Below are 20,856 nucleotides of genomic sequence, written 5' to 3'. Positions count from 1 at the left end.
AGCATGCGCCAGCAGCTGATCCGAAAGCCCGTCCCGAAGCCCGCACCCCGAGACCTGGACCTGCGTACCCCGTCGGGCAGACCCCTCCCGTACTGACGGGAGCCCCGGAGTTACGCCGACGCGCCACTGGCCGCGTCGTCCACTGGTTGAACCCAAGGACAGGGATTCAGCCGGTGGACGCCGCCGCGCCGCCCAGGAAGGCGTGCTCGTACGCCTCGTCGCCGATCGCCGCCCTGGCCTGCCGTTCGCCCTGGTCGCGCACGGCCGTCAGCGAGGGGGAGCCCATCTGCGGCCGGCCCACCGTGCGCCACCAGGCGTGCCCCGTGCCCAGCAGCCGGGCCGCCAGCTCGCCGTCTCCCATGGCCGCCACCGCCGCCGCCAGCAGGTCGAGACCGAGCGCGATCCCGAAGCGGTCGCCCAGCAGCCGTTTGCCCGACAGCATCGCCCGCGCGTGCCGGGCCGCCTCCCCGTGGTGGCCGAGCCCCAGCGCCGCCACGGCCAGGATGTAGTCCGCGTACGCCCGCAGCCAGCGCTCGCCCAGCTCGGCGCAGGCCTCGCGCAGGCCCCGCGCCTCCTGCTCGGCCTCCTCGAAGCGCCCGAGGTCGCACAGGGCGTAGCCGGTGGCCAGCCGGCACAGCAGCCAGCCCACGCCGCTGGGTCTCCCGCCGTGCCCCCCGCGTGCCCGGGGGCCGGCGAGCGCCAGGGCCCGTACGGGATCGCCCGGCATCAGCACCGCCACCGCGTGCAGGTACGCGGCGCGCAGCTCCGGCTCCGGGTCGGCCAGCGTGGCCGCGGCCCCGGTGCACGCCTTGCCGAGCTCCTCGGCCGTGGCCAGGTCGCCCTGGAGCAGGGCGGTGAGCCCCAGGGCCCACAGGGCCTGGACGTAGGCGGCTCCCGAGCGCGGGCCCCGGCTCAGGGCCCGTTCCAGGAAGGCCCGGCCCTCGTGGACGTGGCCGCAGGAGAACCAGAAGAACCAGAGCGCGCCTGCCGTCTCCAGGGCCGCCGTGGGGTCCGAGCGGAGCAGGTGTTCCAGGGCGGTACGGAGCTGCGCGTGCTCGGCGGTCATCCTGCGGTACCAGTCCAGCTGGCCGGGGCCCATCCAGCCCGGGTCGGCGGCCTTGGAGAGGGCCGCGTACCAGTGGGCGTGCCGGTCGGCGACGCCCCGTTCCTCGCCGAGTTCCGCCAGCCAGTCCTGGCCGTACTCGCGGATGGTGTCCAGCAGCCGGTAGCGGGCGCCCGCGCCCCGTTCGCGGCTGCAGCGGACCACCGACTTCGCGACCAGGCCCGCCAGGACCCGCTCCACCCGGGCGGCGGGCAGCGGGCCGCCCGAGCACACCGCGCGGGCCGCGGCGACGTCGAAGTCCCCGGTGAACACCGACAGCCGGGCCCACAGCAGCCGTTCGACCGGCTCGCACAGCTCGTGGCTCCAGCCGATCGCGGTGCGCATCGTCTGGTGCCGGGGGAGCCGGGCGGTGGTGGTGCCGGCGAGCAGGTCGAAGCGGCCTTCGAGGCGCTGCGCCATCTGTTCCAGGGTCCAGAGCCGCATCCGGGCTCCGGCCAGTTCGAGGGCGAGGGGGATCCCGTCCAGGCGGCGGCAGACGTCCGCGGCGAGGGCCGCCCGGTCCGGGTCGGCGAAGGCGGCCGCCGCGTGCGGGGTGGCGGCGATCGCGCGGGCCCGGAACAGCGCGAGGGCGTCGCTGTCGGGCCCGTCGCTGGGCAGCGGGCTGACCTCGACCAGCTCCTCCCCGGGGCTGCGGAGCGGCTCGCGGGTGGTGATGAGCACCGTCAGGCCCGGCGCGGACTGCAGGAGTTCGCCCACCAGGTGGCGGCAGGCGGCCACCAGGTGTTCGCAGGTGTCGAGGACGAGCAGCAGCTCCTTGTCGGCCATCCACGCGCACAGTTCCTCGTCCAGCGGGCGCGGGGACTGGTGGGCGAGACCGAGGGCGTGCGCCACGGTGGCGGTGAGCAGTTCGGCGTCGCGCAGCGGGGAGAGCTCCACCCACCAGATCCCGTCGGGCCTGCGCTGGCGCGGGTCGGCGGCGGCCCGCAGGGCCAGCCTGGACTTGCCGACGCCGCCGACGCCCGTGAGCGTCACGAGCCGCCGCTCGCGCAGCAGGTCGGACAGGAGGCCGAGTTCACGCTCACGGCCCACGAAGCTCGCCGTTTCCGGCGGCAGGTTTCCCGGCACGGCGCCAGAGTCTGGCCCAGGATCGCCGTCCGCGGAATCTGCCTGATTGTTGTTGACCGAGCACTCACCGAACACGGGAACATTCTGCGCGATCTTCTTTCCCCGCAGTACCGTTCGGGGCAGATCGAACGAACAGGTTGTCAGGAAGTGCTCCGCCGACCGGAGTTCGGGAGGCGGTTCGGGAGGCGTGCGGGGCGCGTTTCAGGAGGCCAGTTCGATCCGTCGTTCCTCGGAGAAGGCGCCCCACGTACCGTCGGGCAGCCGCGCCCGGAGCTTCACCGTCCATGCGGTGCCGGGGGGTTCGGCGACCGTGAGGCGGTGCTCCGCCCGGCCGGCCGGGACCGCGCCCTTGCCGAACTGGATGACGGTGGTGGGGCGGCCGTTGACGTAGAGCTCGTACTCGGTGGTCTCCCGGCCGGTCGCCGGGGCGGTCCAGGCGAGGGCGACCGCGCCCGGCGAGGCGACCGCCGTGAACTCGGCCGGAGCGGTGCCGGCCCGCTGTCCGGGCCCGGGCGGGGTGGTCACGTCCGCGGCGGGACCGGCGGGGGAGGAGTTGTCGGCGCCGTCGCGGGCCCGGACGGTGAAGGTGTACACGCTGTCGGGCCGGAGGTCCTCCAGGACCGTCGTGGTGGTGCCGGGGCCGGCCGTGTGGATGCGGGCGTCGCCCTGGTAGACGTCGTACGCGGTGACGCCCGTGTCATCCGCGGCCGCGGCCCAGGTCAGCCGGGCGGAGGTGGGCCCGAGGGCCCGGCCTTCCGTACGGGGCGGGGCGGTCGGGGGCAGCCGGTCCTCGGCCGTGGCCGCGGGGGTGGTGGCCGAGGCGGCCGCGCCGGCCGGGGAGGTGTTCCCGGCGGCGTCCCGTGCCCGGACCGTGAACGCGTAGGCCGTCCGCGGAGCGAGGCCGGTGATGTCCGTCATCGTCTTGTCGGCGGGCAGTTCACGGACCAGCCGGTCCGCCTGGAAGACGAGGAAGGAGGTCACCCCGTCGGCGGGCGCGGGCGACTCCCACATGACGTGGACCGAAGTGGCGCTGCCCGCTTGGGCGGTGAGCCCCGCCGGGGCCGCCGGGGGCGTGGTGTCGGAGGCGCCGCACGCCGTCAGCGCGGCGGCCGCCAGGGCCAGCGCGAGGGCGGGCGCCGCTCCCCGTACGGACGGCCGCCGGGAGCGGCACGGGGGGTGCGGCGCGGTGCTGGGTGCGGGGTCGTGCACGGCGGGCGCCCTCTTCTTCCGTTCCTCGGGTCTTGCGGTGCGGCGGATCTTCCTGCGGGGTGGTTCTTCCCGCGGGGTGGATCTTCCGGTTCTTCCGGCTCCCCGGAAAGGTCTAGACATATATGGCATGCCCTGCGGCCGTCGGGCAAGACCCCTGCGCGCCCTTCCCGCCGGTACGGCCCGGTTCGTGTTCTTCCGTTTCCGTCTGGCATTATTGCGAACTATTTGCAATAACGGAGGAAGTGCATCAGATGAAGGCCCGGACCGTACGGGGAATGGCCGGGGCGACCGCGGCCGCGGTGATCGCCACAGGCGCGGCGGCCTGCTCGAACCCCGGGGGAGGTGCCGCGGCGGGCGCCGGGGCGGCCGACTCCGCCGTGGTCGGCATAGCCACCGAGCCGGAGAGCCTCAGCCCGCTCCTGGGCTACGGCAAGGACGGCAACTCGAAGATCTTCGACGGACTGCTGGCGCACGACGCCGACATGAAGCTGAAGCCCGCGCTGGCCGAGGCGCTCCCGGAGGTCTCCGCGGACGGCCTCACCTACACCTACCCGCTGCGCCGGGGCGTGAAGTTCAGCGACGGACGGCCCTTCGGCGCCAAGGACGTCGTCTTCACCTACCGGACGATCCTCGACGCGAAGACGAACAACGCGTCCAAGTCCGAGCTCGACGCGGTCGCGGACGTCACGGCGCGCGGTGAGGACGCCGTCGTCTTCACCCTGAAGTACCCCTACGCCCCCTTCGCCGAGCGGACCGTCCTGCCCATCGCCCCCGAGCACGTCGCGGGCGGACAGGACGTCAACAGCGGCGAGTTCACCACCAAGCCCATCGGCACGGGACCGTACGTGCTCACCGCCTGGTCCAAGGGCGAGAAGCTGAGTTTCAGGGCCAACCCGTCCTACTGGGGCGGCGAGCCCGCGGTGAAGAAGTTCACCATGGCGGTCATCAAGGACGACGACGTGCGCGCCACCCGGCTGCGCTCCGGCGAACTGGACGGGGCCGTCCTGCCGCCGAACCTGGCCAAGGGGTTCAAGGCCGACAAGTCGCTCAAGACGTACGCCGCCAAGACCTACGACTACCGCCAGGTGACCCTGCCGACCGAGAACCCCGTCACCGGCGACACGGCCGTCCGCCGGGCCCTGGACATCGCCGTGGACCGCGGCGCGCTGGTCGACAAGCTCCTCGAAGGCGCGGGCAAGGCCGCCTACGGCCCCGTCCCGACCGGCAGCCCGTGGTTCACCGCCGGCACCGAGCGCCCGTACGACCTCGCGAAGGCCGAGAAGATCCTCGACGACGCCGGCTGGATCCCCGGCGCCGACGGCATCCGCGCCAAGGACGGGGTCCGCGCCGCCTTCCCGCTCTGGTACCCCTCCGGCGACAAGCTCCGCCAGGACCACGCCCTCGCCTTCGCCTCCGACGCCAAGAAGGCCGGCATCCAGGTCACCACCGAGTCCGGCAGCTGGGAGGTCATCGAACCCAGGATGCGGACCGACGCCGTCCTCGCGGGCGGCGGCTCCCCGGCCGACCCCGACTTCGACCAGTACCTGACGCTGAACTCCGCCCTCGCGGGCGACGGCTTCAACAACATGGCCCGGTACGCCAATCCGGCCGTGGACAAGGCGCTGACCGACGGCCGCCGCAGCGCCGACCCGGCCGTGCGTAAGGCCGCGTACGACACGGTCCAGCGCGAGCTGGTCAAGAACCCGGGCTACGTCTACCTCACCCACATCGACCACCTCTACGTCGTGGGCGACCGCTGGGACGGGCCCTCCACCCAGACCGAGCCGCACGACCACGGCCTCGGAACCGGCCCCTGGTGGAACATCGAGAGCTGGAAGCCGAAGCAGAATTGAATCCTCTCCGCCCTAAGGGGCGGGGATTCCTGGCTCACGTTGGCCTTGGACCTGCGGTCCGTCAGCTCTTACACGATCAGCGCCAGCCGGGTTGAGACCAGCCCGGACGAGCATCACGTGTGCGGAGTTCTTGTCCCTGGGGGACACGGCTCCGCACGCGGTGCAGGTGTAGGTACGTTCTGAGAGAGGTAGTGCGTGCTTGGTTCTCGCTCCGCACTGCGCGCAGTCCATGGTGGTGTGCGCGGGGTGGACAAGGTGCACGATGCGCCCGTGCTTGCGCGCCATGGCGATCAGCGCCGTCTTGGTGGCAGAGATTGCTGCGTCTGCGGCTTTGCGGGCCATGGTGGACTTGGCGAGGAACTTCGGGCGGAAGTCCTCCACGGCCAGGGCATCGTGGTCGCGGACGACCGTCTGGGCCCATTTGCGGCCGGTGTCCTGCCGCTGCCGGGCCACCTTCTTGTGCAGCTTCGCCGTCAGCTTCTTCGCCGCCCGGTAGCCCCTCGATCCGGGTTTGCCCTTCACCGGTTTCCGGCGGGCCATCATCCGCTGATAGCGGGCGAGCCCCGCGGCGGCCTTCCGCCCGTGCTCGGCATGCGGGAGGTCATGTGCGTCACTGGTGGTGGTCGCCGTCTCCCTCACACCCCAGTCGATCCCGATCACCGCACCCGTTTCCGGCAGGGTCTGTGCTTCGGTGCGCACGACGAAGGAGGCGTACCAATGACCGAGGCCGTCGCGGAAGACCCGCACCGACGACGGGTCCGCCGGGAGATGGCGGGACCACACCACCCTCAGGCTGATGCCGCCCGCGAGGTGCAGACGGCCGTCCTTGATCCGGAAACCGCGCCGGGTGTAGTTGAGGCTCGGATCGGCGTGGGCCTTCTTCTTGTACTTCGGCATCCCCGCCCGCTGCCGCATCGGCAATCGGGACGTGACGTCCTTCAATGCTTTGGTACGGGACTTCCCGAAGTCCCGTACCAACTGTTGCTGCGGAACCGAGGAACCCTCCCGCAGCCACGTATTCGCGGTGCGGGCCGCGGTCAGCATCTTGTCCAGCCGGGCGGGGCCGCACTTCTCATCCTCGACGCGGGCTTTCCTCGACCGAGCGACGCACTCGTTCCAGACCCACCGACACCGATCCCACTCACCCAACAACCTGGTCCGGGCGGCAGAGGACACACGAAGCCGGTAGGTGAACCGGGCATGCCCGGCGCCCTCCGTCTCCTGAGATGCAGCCATGCGAGCAACCTAGACCAGACCACTGACAACGCCAGAAAGAGCAAGTCACCACAGATGCGAAGAGAACTCCGGCGCCCCACAACCACCTTGCCGGGATCCATTCCTCCCCGGGCTGAAGCCCTGGGCATCCCGGGAGAAATCCGGTGACTACCAGCTCTGTTCGTCTCCCGTGGGGGCCGATGGCGCGCATGGTGGGGCGGCGGACGCTGTTCGCCGGGCCGGTGCTGGTCGTCGTGACCTTCGGGGTGTTCGCGGTCGCCGCGCTCTCCCCCTTCGACCCCGTCAAGGCGTACGCCGGATCCGCCGGGCTCACCGCCTCCCAGGCCGGACTCGACCAGCTGCGGGTCAACCTCGGCGTGGACCAGCCCCTGCTCTCGCGCTGGTGGGGGTGGCTCACCTCGGCGCTGACCGGGGACCTCGGCACCTCCGCGGTCATGCGCCAGCCCGTCTCCGACGTCATCGCGCAGCGGCTCGGCTGGTCGGCGCTGCTCGCGCTGTGCGCCTTCGCCATCGCCGTGCTGCTGGGCACCGGACTCGGCGTCCTGGCCGCGCGGCGCCAGGGCGGGCGGCTGGACCGGGCCGTCTCCGGGCTCGCGTACACCCTCGAAGCGGCCCCGGCCTTCTGGTTGGGCCTGCTCGCCATCTGGTTCTTCTCGGTGCGCCTGGGCGCGCTGCCGTCCGGCGGCCTCACCGACGCGGGCAGTGACGTGGTCACCGCAGGGCAGGTGGCCCACCACCTGGTGCTGCCCGCGCTGGTCCTCGGCATCTCCCAACTGCCCTGGTTCTTCCTGTACGTCAGACAGGGCGTGGCCGACGCGCTGGAGGAGGATCCCGTACGGGGCGCCCGTGCGCGGGGCCTGGGGGAGCGGCGGGTGCTGCTCGGCCACGGACTGCGCGCCGGCATGCTCCCGATGCTGACGCTGATCGGGTCGCGGGTGCCGGAGCTGATCACCGGCGCGCTGCTGGTGGAGACCGTCTTCAGCTGGCCCGGCATCGCCGCCGCCACCGTCCAGGCCGCGACCTCGGTGGACTTCCCGCTGCTGGCCGCGCTGACCGTCCTGGCCACGGCCGCCGTGCTCGCCGGGAACCTGCTGTCCGACCTGCTCTACGGGCTGGCGGACCCGAGGGTGGGCTTCGATGGCTGACACGACGACGGCTGGCACTGTCGACAGGGCCGACGTGGCCGACACGGGCGACACGGGCGGAGCGCGGCTCTGGCGGTCCCACGGCCGCGACCGGAGCTCCACCCGGACCCTGCGGATGCGCACCTCGGCGGTGATCGTCGTCCTGATCGCGCTGGCGGTGCTGCTCGTGCCGCCGCTGGTCCAACTCGACCAGCAGGCGGTCGACTTGTCGGCAAAGCTCCTGCCGCCCTCCTGGGCCCACCCCTTCGGCACCGACGACGTGGGCCGCGACCTGCTGCTGCGCTGCGTGTACGGGCTGCGCGTCTCGCTGCTGGTCGGGCTGGTGGCCGCGCTGGTCGCCACCGTCCTCGGCACGGCCGTCGGCGCGCTCGCCGGGGCGCTCGGCGGGTGGCCGGACCGGTGCGTCATGCGGGTGGTGGACGCACTGTCCTCGATCCCGCACCTGCTGCTCGGCATCTTCATCGTGGCGATGTTCCGGCCGGGGGTGTGGCCGGTGATCGTCTCCGTGGCCCTGACCCACTGGCTGTCCACGGCCCGCATCGTCCGTGCGGAGGTCCTCTCGCTCCGCTCGCGGCCCTACGTGGACGCCGCCGTCTCGGGCGGCGCCTCGCGGTGGCGGGTGGCCGTACGCCACCTCGTGCCCGGAGTCCTGCCGCAGGCGGGGCTCGCCGCCGTGCTGATGATCCCGCACGCCATGTGGCACGAGTCGGCCCTGTCCTTCCTGGGCCTCGGCCTGCCGGCGCACCAGGCGAGCCTGGGCAACCTCGTCCAGACGGCCCGCGGTTCGCTGCTCGCCGGCGACTGGTGGCCCACGCTCTTCCCCGGGCTCCTCCTGATCGTCCCGACCCTGGCGATCGCCGGCCTCGCGGGAGCCTGGCGCGAGCGCCTCAACCCCCGCCGCCGATCGGAGCTCAGCCTTTGAATCCTCCCCCGCCGAAACCGGGGGATTCCTGGCTCACGCCGCTCGATCGCTCAGCGAGCGAGAGAGTCTTCCGCGATCAACACCAGCCGGGTTGAAACCAGCCCGGATCTATGAAGTTGTGGAGGTTGCCGTGCCGGCTTGGTTCTCGCTCGGCACGTTGTGCGTGCTTGGTTCTCGCAGCGCACGACATGCACGTTACCCGGTGTCGCTCGGCCCTGAGGGCGAAACTCCGGTTTCCGGCCCGGAGCCGGTACTCACATTGGACCGGCTCTCCGTCCGCTTCCGCATGCGCGGCGGCCGGTACGTCGAGGCCGTCACCGACGCCACCCTCGCCCTGGCCCCCGGCGAGTGCCTCGCGCTCGTCGGGGAGAGCGGCTGCGGCAAGTCCGTGCTCGCCTCCGCACTCCTCGGACTGCTCCCCGGCAACACCGAGACCGCCGGCTCGGCCCGGCTCGCCGACGGGACCGACCTGCTCGCCCTCGACGAGCGCACCCTCGCCCGGTCCGTCCGGGGCCGCCGCGTCGCCCTGGTGCCGCAGAGCCCGGCCGCGCACCTCACCCCGGTCCGCACCATCCGCTCCCACCTGGAGGAGACGGTCCGCGAACTGACCGGAACCGCCAAGGCGGAGCTGCGGGAGGCCGCCGAAGCCGCGGCCCACCGGGCGGCCTTCCCGGCCACCCACCTCGACCGCCATCCCCACGAGCTCTCCGGCGGGCTCGCCCAGCGCGCCGCCACCGCGCTCGCGCTGATCGGCGACGCGCCCCTGCTGCTCGCCGACGAGCCGACCACCGGCCTCGACCGGGACCTCGTCCACCGCACCGTCGACGAGCTGCGCGCCCACACCCGGGACGCCGGCCGGGCACTGCTGATGATCACGCACGACCTCGCGGCGGCCCACCGCATCGCCGACACCGTGGCCGTCATGTACGCGGGCCGCATCGTGGAAACCGCCCCCGCCGGAGCCTTCTTCGGCGCTCCGGGCCCCCGCCACCCCTACGCGCGCGGACTCCTCGACGCCCTCCCCGAGCGGGCCTTCACCCCCGTCCCGGGCGCCCCGCCCGAGCTCGGCGCCCTCCCGCCCGGCTGCGCCTTCGCCGCCCGCTGCCCCATCGCCGACGCCCGCTGCCGGGCCGAGCGGCCCCCGCTCACCGAAGGGGTGGCCTGCCACCATGCTTGAGCTCACCGGCATCACCGCCGGCTACGACCGCCGGGCCCCCGTCGTACGCGGCGCCCACCTGAGCCTGGCCCCCGGCGAATCCCTCGGGCTGCTCGGCCCCAGCGGCTGCGGCAAGTCCACCCTGGCCAGGGTCGCCGCACTGCTGCACCGGCCCGACCGGGGGACCGTGTCCCTCGGCGGCTCGGCGGTGACCGGCTTCCGGCACCGGGCGCCGCGCGCCCTGCGCATCTCCGTCGGCATGGTGTTCCAGCAGCCCCGGCTGGCGGCGGATCCCCGGCTCAGGCTGCGCGAGCTCGTCGCCGAACCGCTCCGGGCCACTGGCCGGCGTAGCGAAATCGAAACCACCGTCGGCGAGTTGGCGGACCGGGTCGGCCTGGGCGCCGACCTGCTCGACCGGCGGCCCCACGAGGTCAGCGACGGCCAGCTGCAACGGGCGTGTGTGGCCCGGGCCTTGGTGCTCCGGCCGCGCTGGCTGGTGTGCGACGAGATGACCGCCATGCTCGACGCGTCCACCACCGCCGCGCTGGTCGGCGTCGTCGAGGAGTACCGCTCGGAGTCCGGCGCGGGCCTGCTGGCGGTCGGGCACGACGCCGTACTGCTGGGCCGCTGGTGCGGGCGAACGGCCCACTGGGACGAGATCGTCAAGGACTGAACACCGGTCACGGACCGTCAACACCCGTTTGGCGGACACGAGTTTCGCCCGAAGGGCCCTCCCGCTGCGCCACCATGGCGCCGCGTAAGGAGGTGTTCCGATGGTGATCTCCCTCTCCGTCCTCGTTCTGCTCCTCGTCCTCGCATGGATCTTCATGCGCGGCGGCGGCCTCAAGCTGTCCCACGCGCTCGTCTGCGTCCTGCTCGGCTTCTACCTCGCGAGCAGCAGTCTCGCGCAGACCATCCACAACGGGGTCTCGGCCACGGCGAACGTGGTCGGCGGTCTCACCCCCTGACCCGCGGCCGGTCGGCGGCACCCGCCGCTCTCCGCCCGCGAGTTGATCAACTGTTGCGCCTTCGTGAATCATCCGGCTCTTCCATGGACTCCTCAGGCAGTGCGATCTAGCGTCTGGCCGCGGCGCGATGTCATACGCAATGTCAATAAGTCCGAGGACGAGAAAGGAAGTCCGGATGTTCCGAAGAGCGCTGAACTGCGCCGTGGCGCCGGCTCTCGCCGCGTGCGCGGTGTTGTACGGGACCTCGCCGGCCACCGCCGACGAGATACCCCTGGCCCCCGGCCACCGCCTGGTCAGCCATTACGAGGGCGCTCCGGCCACGGCCGCGCCGCTGCCCGGAGAAGCCCCGCCGCAGCACCCGTTCCTCGCGCCCAACGGCCGCAGCGGCATGCACTCCGACGCGGCGGGCAGCGCCACCTCGCCCTGGTCGGGACCGCTCGGCAAGAAACCGGAGGTGACCAGCGAGAAGATCGCCGCCCTCGGCGGCGAATGCGCCACGGCCACCTTCGACTCGGGCGGCCGGCTGGTCACGGTGTGCGGCACCTTCGGCGGCTTCAAGGTCAAACTGCTGGAGCCCCGTACGCTCGCCACGCTCGCGGAGTACCAGCTCCCGCAGCGTTCCTCGACGGTCCAGGCGATCACCTCGCTCGACTTCTCGAAGATCTTCAAGGACACCTCGGGCGGCGCCTACTTCTACCTGGACAACCAGGACCGGGCGGTGCTGGCCGACTCCCGCCAGCACATCCTGAGGCTCTCGCACGTACAGCAGCCGGACGGATCCTGGCAGTTCAAGGTGGACAACGACTGGGACCTCACCGGCCAGGTCCCGCACGACTGCGTCGACTGGACCAACCTGTGGCCCACCGGCACCTGTGACCCGGTCACCTCGGTGATGCCCGACTGGAACGGCCGCATCTGGTGGGTCACCCGCCAGGGCCGCGTCGGCACCGTGGACCCGGCGACCTCGGTGATCCGCTCGGTCCGGCTGGCGGGGGAGGAGATCCAGAACTCCTTCTCGGTCGGCGAGGACGGGGTCTCCATCGTCACCGACCACGCGCTCTACAGCTTCACCGCCTCCGCCGACGGCACCCCCGTCACGCAGTGGCGCCAGACCTACGACCGGGGTACGGGAACCAAGCCCGGCTCGGTCAACCAGGGCTCGGGCACCACCCCGGACCTCTTCGGCAACGGCTACGTCGCGATCACCGACAACGCCGACGACCGGATGAACGTGCTGGTCTTCAAGCGGGGCCTGGACGTGCCCGAGGGGCAGCGCCTGGTGTGCAAGGTCCCGGTCTTCGGATCGGGCGCCTCGACCACCGACAACTCCCTGATCACCTGGGGCAACAGCATCGTCGTCGAGAACAACTACGGCTACGAGAACGTCACCTCGCTGGTCCTCGGCAAGTCGGTCGTCGGCGGCGTCAGCCGCATCGACGTCCGCGCCGACGGCAGCGGCTGCGACACGGTCTGGCAGAGCGCGATCCGCTCGCCCTCCGTGGTCCCCAAGCTCTCCACCGCGAACGGGCTGCTCTACTTCTACGAGAAGGAGCCGAACTTCTGGGGGATCGACGCCTGGTACCTCACGGCCGTCGACTTCCGCACCGGTGAGCGCCGCTGGCGTCAGCTGACCGGCACCGGCCCGCTGTACGACAACAACTGGGCCCCGATCACCCTGGGCCCCGACGGGACGGCCTACGTGGGCGTCTTCAACGGCATCGTCTCGGTCCGCGACGGAGGCTGAGTCCCGGCGCCGGACCACCGCGCCGAGCCGCGGCGGGGGCCCGTCCACCCGACGGGTCCCCGCTCAGGGCAGCGGGCCGACGCGCTCGATGGCCACCATCGCCGCGTCGTCGCCCAGGAGGCCGTCCGGGGTGTGGGCGAGGAGGTCCGCGCAGAGGTGGCGCAGGAGGGCTTCCGGGCCGTCGCCGGGCCAGTCCGCGGCCCGCTCCGCAAGGGGGTAGAAGGCTCCCGACGCGTCACGGGCCTCGATGACGCCGTCCGTGTACAGCAGGACCACGTCCCCCGGCTCGAAGGGGAAGGACTGCGGGGTGAAACCGGTGTCCACGAACTCGGACAGACCCAGCGGCGGCGCCGGACGGTCCACCTGGAGGGGGATGACGCGGCCCCCGCGCAGCAGCAGCGGTGGCGGGTGCCCGCAGCTGACCACCCGCAGCGACGGCTCCCCGTCCGGGATGTCGAGGACCGCCGCCGTGGTGAACCCCTCGTCGGGCCGTCCGGGGCCCGCGGGGCCTTCCGCGCCCCGGTCCGGGTCGGCGGCCACCGCGGCCTCCAGATAGCCCACCAGGCCCGGCAGGTCGGCCTCCAGGTGGGCGGCGGCCCGGAAGGCTCCGAGGACGACCGAGGCCTCCCCGACCGCCTCCAGTCCCTTGCCGCGGACGTCGCCGATGATCAGACGGGTGCCGTCGGCGGTACGGGCGGCCGCGTACAGGTCGCCCCCGATCTGGGCCTCGGCCTCCGCCGACAGGTACACGGAGGCGATCCGCAGCGGGCCCATCCGGTCGCGCAGCGGTCGTAGGACCACCTGCTGGGCCGCGACCGCCACGGAGCGCAGCCGGGTGAGCTGCCGCTCGTGCACTTCGCGCAAGTGTGCGAAGAAGGTGACGAAGGCCGAGATCAGGACGAGGGCGATGATCTGGAAGGTGTGGTTGAGGTCCGTCAGGGAGGTCCGCGCGATGGCGACGCCCACCTGCGCGAGGACCGCGACGGCGCCCACGAACCCGGTCGTGCGCGGCCCGGCGAAGGAAGCGGTGAGGGCGGGGGCGGCCACCAGGAAGGGGCCCAGGTGGACCTCCGGCGGGGCCAGGACGTCCACCACGGTGACGATGGCGATCAGCAGGAACGGCACCGCGAGCAGCACCGCGCGCGATTCCCGGAACCGGCTGGTGCGTGGGTGCGGCGCTGAGGGGGCCATGCCTCCTGCATACACCGCGCACGGCCGGGCGGCACCCGCTCCGGCCGTGTGGCCGGGGCGGGTGCCGCCCGTGTGGTGTTCAGGGTGCCGGGGGCGTCAGCTCACCTGGAGGGTGACGTCGTCCACGACGAAGGAGGTCTGCAGGGAGGCGTCCTCCACGCCCTGGAACTTCAGCGTGACCGTCTGGCCCGCGAACTGGGAGACGTTGAACGTCTTGAGCTGGTAGCCGGAGGCCGCGTTCACGTTGGACAGGGTCGTCAGCGTCTGGCCGCCCACCGAGACCGTGAAGGTGTCGTAGACCGTGTTCTCGGTCTCGGCGGTGTCGATGTGCAGGTAGAAACCGAGCTGGTACGAGGAGCAGCCGGTCGGGATGGTCACGGACTGCGAGGCGCTGTCCGTGCGGGTCGTGCCGTAGCCGTTGAGCCAGGCCTTGTAGGTGCCGCCGTGCGGGGTCTGCCCCGCCTGGTTGGTGATGACGTTCGTGGTGGTGGTCCACGGGGTGGTGCCGCTCTCGAACCCGCCGTTGGCGACGAGCTGGCGCGGGGTGCAGGAGGGGCCGGTGCCCGTGACGGTCAGGGTGTAGGTGGTGGTGTGGCTGACCGAGCCCGTGCCGGTGACGGTCAGGGTGTAGGTGCCGGGTGCGGTGCTCGCGCCGACCTGGACGGTGAGCGTCGAGGAGCTGCCCGACTGGACCGAGGTCGGGCTCAGCGAGGCGGTGGTGCCGGCCGGGGCTCCGGTCACCGACAGGGCGACGCTCTGGGCGGCGCCGCTGGTGGTGGCGGTGTTGATCGTGGAGGTGGCGGTGCCGCCCTGGGCGGCACTGCCGGTGGCCGGGGAGGTGCTGATCGAGAAGTCCGGGCCGGGGGTGGTGCCGCCGACGGCCTGGTTCCAGACGGTGTAGGCCACGCCGTCGGCGCTGCGGTCCAGGACCGTGGCGCTGATGTTGTTCGTGGTGTCGCAGGAGGCGTGGTAGCAGGGGTCGTAGGCCGCGTTCGCGGTGCCGCCCCACTTCGTGGCCTGCGCCGAGGTCTTGCGGGCGCTGGCGCCGGCCGCGTAGCCGGAGGTGGGGATGCCGCCCTGCTGGAAGGAGTAGTCGTCACTGCGGCCCTGGCCCTCGGTGTTCTCCTCGGGGGCGAGGTTCAGGGAGGTCCAGTAGGCCTTGAGCGGGGCGGCCGCGGTGGAGTTGACGTTGTTGATGAAGTAGCCGCCGTTGGTCGAGCCGACCATGTCGAAGTTGTAGTAGGCCTTGATGGCGGTCTTCTGGGTGCTGGTGAGCTGGTTGACGTAGAACTTCGAGCCGTTGAGGCCCTGCTCCTCGTCGGTCCACCACGCGAAGCGCACGTGCTTGGTCATGGTGGGGTTCTTCTGGGCGAGGACGAGCGCGTTCTCCAGCAGGGTCGCGGAGCCCGAGCCGTTGTCGTTGATGCCCGGGCCCGCCGAGACGCTGTCGAGGTGCGCGCCGAACATGATCGTCTGGTCGGCGGGGCCGCCGGGCCAGTCGGCGATCAGGTTGTTCGACGGGTAGGTGCACGAGCTGCAGTACTGCTCGGTCACCGTGTAGCCGGCGGCCTGCAGCTTGCCCTTGATGTACGCCACCGACGCCGTGTAACCGGCGCTGCCCGCGCGGCGGTTGCCGCCGTTCTGGGAGGCGATCGTGTTGAACTGGGTCAGGTGCGCCTGGACGGCGGCCACGTCGATGTTCGGCGCGCCGGGGTTCGGCGTGGTGCCGCCGACGGTGAGCGCGTAGTCGACGGTGTGGGAGAGGCTGGTGCCCTGCCCCTTGACCACGACGGTCGAGGATCCGGGGGCCGCGCTGGAGGAGGCGGTCAGCGTCAGCGTCGAGGACTGGCCGGACTGCACGGTGGCCGGGCTGAAGGAGGCGGTGACCCCGGCCGGCAGGCCGGACGCGGTCAGGGTCACCTGCTGGGCCGTGCCCGTGGAGATCGCGGTGGCGACCGTGGTGGTGGCCGAGGCGCCCTGCTGGACGGTGCCCGAGGACGGGTTCAGCGCCAGCGAGAAGTCGCTGTTCTCGCCGCTCGGGGTGCAGGTCGGGTCGGCGGTCTGCGCCGGCACGCTGATGGCGTCCCAGGCACCCTTGGTCTTGTTGAACAGGTTGCAGGTGGTGTCCAGCGACTTGGCGGAACTGAGCGTCGCCGTGCGGTACTTCTTGTAGGACATGCTGGATGTCTTGAGCAGCATGCCGCCGTAGAAGATCTTGCCGGCGTTCTGGATGCCCACGCCGGTCAGCGTGGACTGGTTGCAGGTGCTGCTGTTCGGCTTGCCGCCGCCCGGGCTGGTGCCCTCGGCGAGCAGGTAGAACCAGTGGTTCAGCGGGCCGGCCGCCGCGTGCACCTCGGTGCCGGGTATGGAGGAGCTGTAGCAGGCCGGGTCGTTGTTGACGGCCGCCGGGTTGTACATGTTCCGGATCGGCCCGCTGCCCACGAGGTTGATCGTCTCGCCGACGAGGTAGTCCGGAGTGTCGTACGGGGAGGGCTGGTTGATGTAGGCCTCGGTCAGCGCGCCGAAGATGTCACCGGTGGCCTCGCCGAGCCCGGACTCCTGGCCGCTGGTGCCGCCGGGGGTGTTGGAGTCGATGGCGTGCCCGTACTCGTGGGCCACCACGTCCACGCTGGCGATCCACTCGTTCGCGTTGTTGTGGCCGATGGTGACCGAGCTGCCGTCCCAGTACGCGTTGACGTCGTTCAGGCCGACCTTGGCCGGGAAGCTGCGGCCGCTGCCGTTGACGCCGTTGCGGCCGAGCCACTGGCTCAGCATGTCCCACTGCTTCTGCGCCGCGAACATCAGGTCCGTACAGCCGGTCTCCTTGGAGGTGGGGTTGCCGGTGCCCCAGGAGTCGGTGGACTTCGAGAAGACCGTGCCGGAGCTGTAGTCGGCGCAGCTCAGGGCAGTCCGGTTCGGGTCGCGCAGGGAGTACGTGCTCCCGGAGGCCGTGGTGTCGATGGTCAGCGGGTTCGGGCCGTTCCACTTGCTGTTGCCGCTGCCCGCCACCACCTCGTCGAAGCTGTCGACGAACTTTCCGGTGCGGGCATCCACGAACACGTGGAGCTTGCTGGGCGCCTTGGCCGTACGGCCGAGCAGGACGGTCTCCCAGGCCAGCACCGGCTTGTCGTCCTTGATCTTGACGACGAGCCGGCTGCTCTCCACCTTGTCGGTCTTGACCTGCCGGCCGCGCGAGACGGCCTCGGCGGCCTTCGCCGAGAACGACGCGGTGGTCGACACGTCGATCACGGTCGCGGAGGCTGACTGGAGGGCGCGCACCCGGCCCTGGCCGTCGGCGAGGACGACCGCGTCGCCGCCGACGACCGGCAGACCGCGGTAGCTGCGCTCGTACGCGACGGAGTAGAGGTCCTTCACCCAGGGGGTGACCAGACGGCGGTCGTACTGCTGCTGGGGGGAGTTGACCAGGCTGTCGAGCCCGCTGCGCACGGCCGCGTCGGCCGCGGCGACCGCCCGTTCGGCAGAGGTGGGCGGGAGGGGAACCGCGTTCTGCGAGGCGGTGGCGGTGGTGGCCAGCGTGCCGGCGAGGCCCGTGGTCAGCACCATGGCCGTGAGGGCGGCCATCCATCTGGTGGGCTGCAAGAGTCCACTCCGATCGTGTGGGGGGGATGGGACGGGGAGGGGCGGGGAGGGGCGGGGAAATCCGGGGAAGGCGGTCCTGCTGTTCGCGGCCGAGTATGGGCGTGTCCATGACCAGATCGGGACATCCCTGCGGGCATAAGACCGGCGTTATGGCGGCGGCGGATGGCGCTGCGTAAGCTGCCCGGATGCAGCTGGAGTTGAGACATCTGCAAGCCGTCTGCCAGATAGCGGAGACCGGAAGCCTGGGGGGCGCGGCGCGGATCCTCGGGGTCTCCCAGCCGGCGCTCTCCGCCCAGCTGCGCCGGATCGAGCGGGTCACCGGCGGCGAACTCTTCGTCCGCGGCCGGCTCGGCGTCGAACCCACCCCGCTCGGCCAGTTCGTCCTGGCCAAGGCACGCCGGGTGCTCAGCGAAATGGACGCCCTCGGCTCGGAGGCGCGGGCCCGGACGGCCGACGCCCCGCTGCGCCTGGGCTGCATCCTGCTGGTGCTGATCGACGGGCTGATCGCCCGGCAGGACCTGGTCCTGGCCGGCCGGGAGATCACCGTGGACATCGAGGACTCGGTGACCGCCCTGGTGCGGATGCTCGGCGCGGGCCGCTACGACGTCATCGTGTACGGCGAGGTGAACGACCACGAGGTGCCGCTGCCCGCGGGAGTGACGGCCCGCACCCTGGTCCCCAAGGAGCCCTTCTGCATCCGGATGTCGGCGCGGCACCCGCTGGCCCGGCTGGAGGCCCTCGACCTCGCCGACCTCGCCGACGAGCAGTGGATGACCCTGGTGGAGGACGACGACGGCGGACCCGAGGCGCTGGTCGAGGCCTGCGCCAAGGCCGGCTTCGTCCCCGCGCTGCGCTACCGGATCACCGACCGCATGATGCAGTACGACCTGATCTCAGCGGGCCGCGCCATCTCCCTCAGCCAGCCCACCGCACCCGCCGTGGCGGGCACGGTGATGCGCCCGCTGATCGGGGCGCCGGTCACCGGACGCATCCGGCTCGCCTGGAACCGCTCGACGGTCTCGGCCCGCCAGGCGGAGCTCTTCTACCGGTCGGCCGTCTACGCGTACCTGGCCAATGTGGACAACAACCCCTTCCACCGGGCCTGGTGGGACGAGCATCCGGAAGCCCACCCGACCCTCGACTGACGCCGGTTCACGGACGCTGACCTCATTTCATACTCCGTACATGGAACAGGTATTCAGCTCCCTCTACGCTCTCCGCATGGCAGTGGCCGCCACGTCATTTCCCCTTCGGACAGCAGAGGAAATAACCCATGAGCAAGAGAATCCGCGCACAGGTCAGCCGCAGAGGATTCCTCGCGGGCACCGCGGCGGCCGCGGCGGCCGCCACCGTCCCCGCGGTCGGCCAGGCGGCGGCGGCCCCCGCGGCGGCCGCCGCGAATCGCCCCAACATCCTCCTGATCGTCACCGATGACCAGCCCAAACACACCGACTGGGCCCTCCAGAAGACCATCGGCTGGCTGGCCGGGGAGGGCGTGAAGTTCAACCACGGCCACGTCACCACCCCGCTGTGCGCCCCCTCCCGCTCCTCCGTGTTCTCGGGCCGCTACGCCCACAACCACGGGGTCCGCAACAATGCCGCGTCGGCGTCCCTGGACCAGAACACCACCGTCCAGCGCTATCTGAAGCAGGCCGGATATCGCACGGGCCTCTTCGGTAAATACCTCAATGCCTGGAACATCGCGGACGCGCCCCCGCATTTCGAGGATTTCGCGCTGCTCCAGCCCTCGTACGTGGACGGCAAGTGGAACGTCAACGGGACGGTCCAGACGATCAACGGCTACACCACGAACGTCATCAAGAACCGGACGCTGAGCTTCCTGGACAAGGCGGCCACCGACACCCGGCCGTGGTTCGCCTACGTCACCCCGTACGCCTCGCACGGACCCCGCACCCCCGAGGCCAAGTACGCGGGCGTGCCCGTACCCGAGTGGAACGGACGACCCTCCGTCACCGAGGCCGACCGCAGCGACAAGCCGACCTACATCAAGGAAGCCACCGGCACCCTCGAGGACGGCAAGCGCATCCGCGCCGAGCAGCTGCGCGTGCTGCTCTCCGTCGACGACGCCGTCCAGGCCTTCAAGGACAAGCTGGCGGCCACCGGCCAGCTCGACAACACCCTCGTCATCTACATCGGCGACAACGGCTTCGGGTGGGCCGACCACGGCTGGACCGCCAAGTCGGTGCCCTACAGCCCCGCCCACGAGGTGCCCTTCTACCTCTCCTGGCCCGCCGGAGGCCTCGGCGCCGGCACGGTGGACAACCGCATCGTCGCCAACATCGACATCGCGCCCACCATCCTCGACGCCGCCGGGATCACCCCGAACACCCCGCAGGACGGCACGTCGCTGCTGAGCTCCCACAGCCGCGACCACCTGCTCGTCGAATGGTGGCGCAAGGGCCAGGGCACCGACCACCGCACCTGGTCCTCCTACGTCTCCAAGGACAAGCAGTACGTCGAGTACTACACGCTGTACACCGATGCCAACGGCACCGTGGCCGGCACCGGAGAGGTCAAGTTCCGCGAGTACTACGACCTCGCAGCCGACCCGCACCAGCTGGTCAACAAGCTCTACCAGGCCACCCCGGCACAAGAACGGGACCTGGGCATCCCCGCCCTGGCCGCCCAGCTCGCGGCCGACCGGGTCGGCTAGCCGCCGGACCTCCGGCCGGGCGCGCCCCCGTGCGCCCGGCCGGACCGCACCCATCCGCACGTACGTCCACCGGAGCCCTCATGTCCTCCTCCTGCTGCACCCCGGGCCACGACTCCCCGGCCGGCACCCTGACCCTGCTCGCCGCACCGGTCGTCGCCGCGCCCCGGGCCGTCCGCGGCCTGCTCGACCTGCCCGGCGGGCGCTTCCTCATGGGCACCGACGACGCGGACGGGTTCCCGGCCGACGGGGAGGGCCCGGTCAGGGAGGTGACGGTGGACCCCTTCCGGATCGCGCCGACGACGGTCACGAACGCCCAGTACGCCACCTTCGTCAAGGCCACCGGCCATGTCACGGAGGCCGAGGACTTCGGCTTCTCCTTCGTCTTCGCCGGGCTCCTGGCGGACGAACTCGCCCTCTCCGCGCCGGCCGTGGACGGGGTCCCGTGGTGGCGCGCGGTGTCCGGCGCGAGCTGGAAGCACCCCGAGGGACCCGGGTCCTCGATCGCCTCCCGGCAGAACCACCCCGTCGTCCACGTCTCGTGGAACGACGCGGTGGCCTACTGCGCATGGTCCGGAACCAGGCTGCCCACCGAGGCCGAGTGGGAGTACGCGGCGCGCGGCGGGCTGGAGGGGCGCCGCTACCCCTGGGGGGACGAACTCGCACCGGGCGGCCGGGTGCTGCTGAACATCTGGCAGGGCGACTTCCCCACCACCCACACCGGAGGCCGCACCGGCACCGTCCCGGTGAAGTCGTACCGCCCCAACGGCCACGGGCTCTACAACACCGTCGGGAACGTGTGGGAGTGGTCCGCGGACCCCTTCGCCCCGGGCCACCCGTCCCGCGCGATGCGCGGCGGATCCTTCCTCTGCCACGACTCGTACTGCAACCGCTACCGGGTCGCGGCCCGCAGTTCCAACACCCCGGACAGCTCCACGTCCAACATCGGCTTCCGGGTCGCCGCCTGACTGAC

The 20,856-nt window shown here is 71.8% G+C and carries 15 protein-coding genes; 10 read left to right on the top strand and 5 right to left on the bottom strand.

The features are described from left to right. Positions 1-166: 166 nt before the first annotated feature. Both ACODT5_RS22995 and ACODT5_RS22990 read right to left on the bottom strand, forming a co-directional pair. Positions 167-2,188, bottom strand: a complete 2,022-nt coding sequence (locus ACODT5_RS22995; RefSeq protein WP_422521192.1) for an ATP-binding protein — start codon at positions 2,186-2,188, stop codon at positions 167-169. Positions 2,189-2,389: 201 nt separating this feature from the next. After that, positions 2,390-3,397 (bottom strand): fibronectin type III domain-containing protein, encoded by a 1,008-nt coding sequence (locus tag ACODT5_RS22990; protein WP_422521191.1) that lies wholly within the window; start codon positions 3,395-3,397, stop codon positions 2,390-2,392. A 251-nt stretch (positions 3,398-3,648) separates the two neighbouring features. Here ACODT5_RS22990 and ACODT5_RS22985 point away from each other — a divergent pair, with 251 nt between their 5' ends. Beyond that, positions 3,649-5,250, top strand: coding sequence for an ABC transporter substrate-binding protein (locus tag ACODT5_RS22985; protein WP_422521190.1), 1,602 nt, complete (start codon positions 3,649-3,651; stop codon positions 5,248-5,250). A gap of 12 nt (positions 5,251-5,262) precedes the next feature. Here ACODT5_RS22985 and ACODT5_RS22980 read toward each other — a convergent pair whose 3' ends face one another. After that, the gene (locus ACODT5_RS22980) at positions 5,263-6,486 is read right to left on the bottom strand and encodes an RNA-guided endonuclease InsQ/TnpB family protein (RefSeq protein WP_422521189.1); all 1,224 of its coding nucleotides are present in this window, start codon (positions 6,484-6,486) and stop codon (positions 5,263-5,265) included. A gap of 179 nt (positions 6,487-6,665) precedes the next feature. On the opposite strand from ACODT5_RS22980, the gene ACODT5_RS22975 reads away from it, so the two are divergent. The 6 genes from ACODT5_RS22975 (at position 6,666) to ACODT5_RS22950 (ending at position 12,421) form a co-directional block, all read left to right on the top strand. Beyond that, positions 6,666-7,631, top strand: a complete 966-nt coding sequence (locus ACODT5_RS22975) for an ABC transporter permease (RefSeq protein ID WP_422521188.1) — start codon at positions 6,666-6,668, stop codon at positions 7,629-7,631. Beyond that, on the top strand, positions 7,624-8,553 hold the full coding sequence (locus tag ACODT5_RS22970) for an ABC transporter permease (RefSeq protein ID WP_422521187.1): 930 nt from the start codon (positions 7,624-7,626) through the stop codon (positions 8,551-8,553). Before ACODT5_RS22975 ends, ACODT5_RS22970 begins: the two co-directional genes overlap by 8 nt. A gap of 286 nt (positions 8,554-8,839) precedes the next feature. Beyond that, a complete protein-coding gene (locus tag ACODT5_RS22965; protein WP_422525004.1) occupies positions 8,840-9,730 on the top strand; it encodes an ABC transporter ATP-binding protein in 891 nt (296 codons plus the stop codon). After that, entirely contained in the window at positions 9,723-10,382 is a 660-nt protein-coding gene (locus tag ACODT5_RS22960) for an ABC transporter ATP-binding protein (RefSeq protein WP_422521186.1), read from the top strand. Before ACODT5_RS22965 ends, ACODT5_RS22960 begins: the two co-directional genes overlap by 8 nt. Before the next feature lie 100 nt (positions 10,383-10,482). Continuing rightward, a complete protein-coding gene (locus ACODT5_RS22955) occupies positions 10,483-10,677 on the top strand; it encodes a hypothetical protein (protein ID WP_385371760.1) in 195 nt (64 codons plus the stop codon). Between the two features lie 175 nt (positions 10,678-10,852). Next, on the top strand, positions 10,853-12,421 hold the full coding sequence (locus tag ACODT5_RS22950) for a hypothetical protein (RefSeq protein WP_422521185.1): 1,569 nt from the start codon (positions 10,853-10,855) through the stop codon (positions 12,419-12,421). Positions 12,422-12,484: 63 nt separating this feature from the next. Here the strand turns inward: ACODT5_RS22950 and ACODT5_RS22945 are convergent, their stop codons facing one another. Further along, positions 12,485-13,612 (bottom strand): PP2C family protein-serine/threonine phosphatase, encoded by a 1,128-nt coding sequence (locus tag ACODT5_RS22945; protein WP_422521184.1) that lies wholly within the window; start codon positions 13,610-13,612, stop codon positions 12,485-12,487. A 96-nt stretch (positions 13,613-13,708) separates the two neighbouring features. Beyond that, positions 13,709-17,194, bottom strand: a complete 3,486-nt coding sequence (locus ACODT5_RS22940) for a M28 family peptidase (protein ID WP_422525003.1) — start codon at positions 17,192-17,194, stop codon at positions 13,709-13,711. A gap of 203 nt (positions 17,195-17,397) precedes the next feature. Between ACODT5_RS22940 and ACODT5_RS22935 the strand changes: the two genes are divergently transcribed. From ACODT5_RS22935 to ACODT5_RS22925, 3 genes are all read left to right on the top strand, one after another. After that, positions 17,398-18,357, top strand: a complete 960-nt coding sequence (locus ACODT5_RS22935; protein WP_422521183.1) for a LysR family transcriptional regulator — start codon at positions 17,398-17,400, stop codon at positions 18,355-18,357. Between the two features lie 128 nt (positions 18,358-18,485). Further along, the gene (locus ACODT5_RS22930) at positions 18,486-19,886 is read left to right on the top strand and encodes a sulfatase family protein (protein WP_422521182.1); all 1,401 of its coding nucleotides are present in this window, start codon (positions 18,486-18,488) and stop codon (positions 19,884-19,886) included. 80 nt (positions 19,887-19,966) lie between these two features. Further along, entirely contained in the window at positions 19,967-20,851 is an 885-nt protein-coding gene (locus tag ACODT5_RS22925; RefSeq protein ID WP_422521181.1) for a formylglycine-generating enzyme family protein, read from the top strand. The last annotated feature ends 5 nt before the right edge of the window (positions 20,852-20,856 follow it).

It is taken from the genome of Streptomyces tatrensis, assembly GCF_049310065.1.
Lineage (GTDB): Bacteria > Actinomycetota > Actinomycetes > Streptomycetales > Streptomycetaceae > Streptomyces.
Note: the sequence above shows the minus strand (reverse complement) of the source record. Positions and strands in the feature narration are given on the sequence as shown.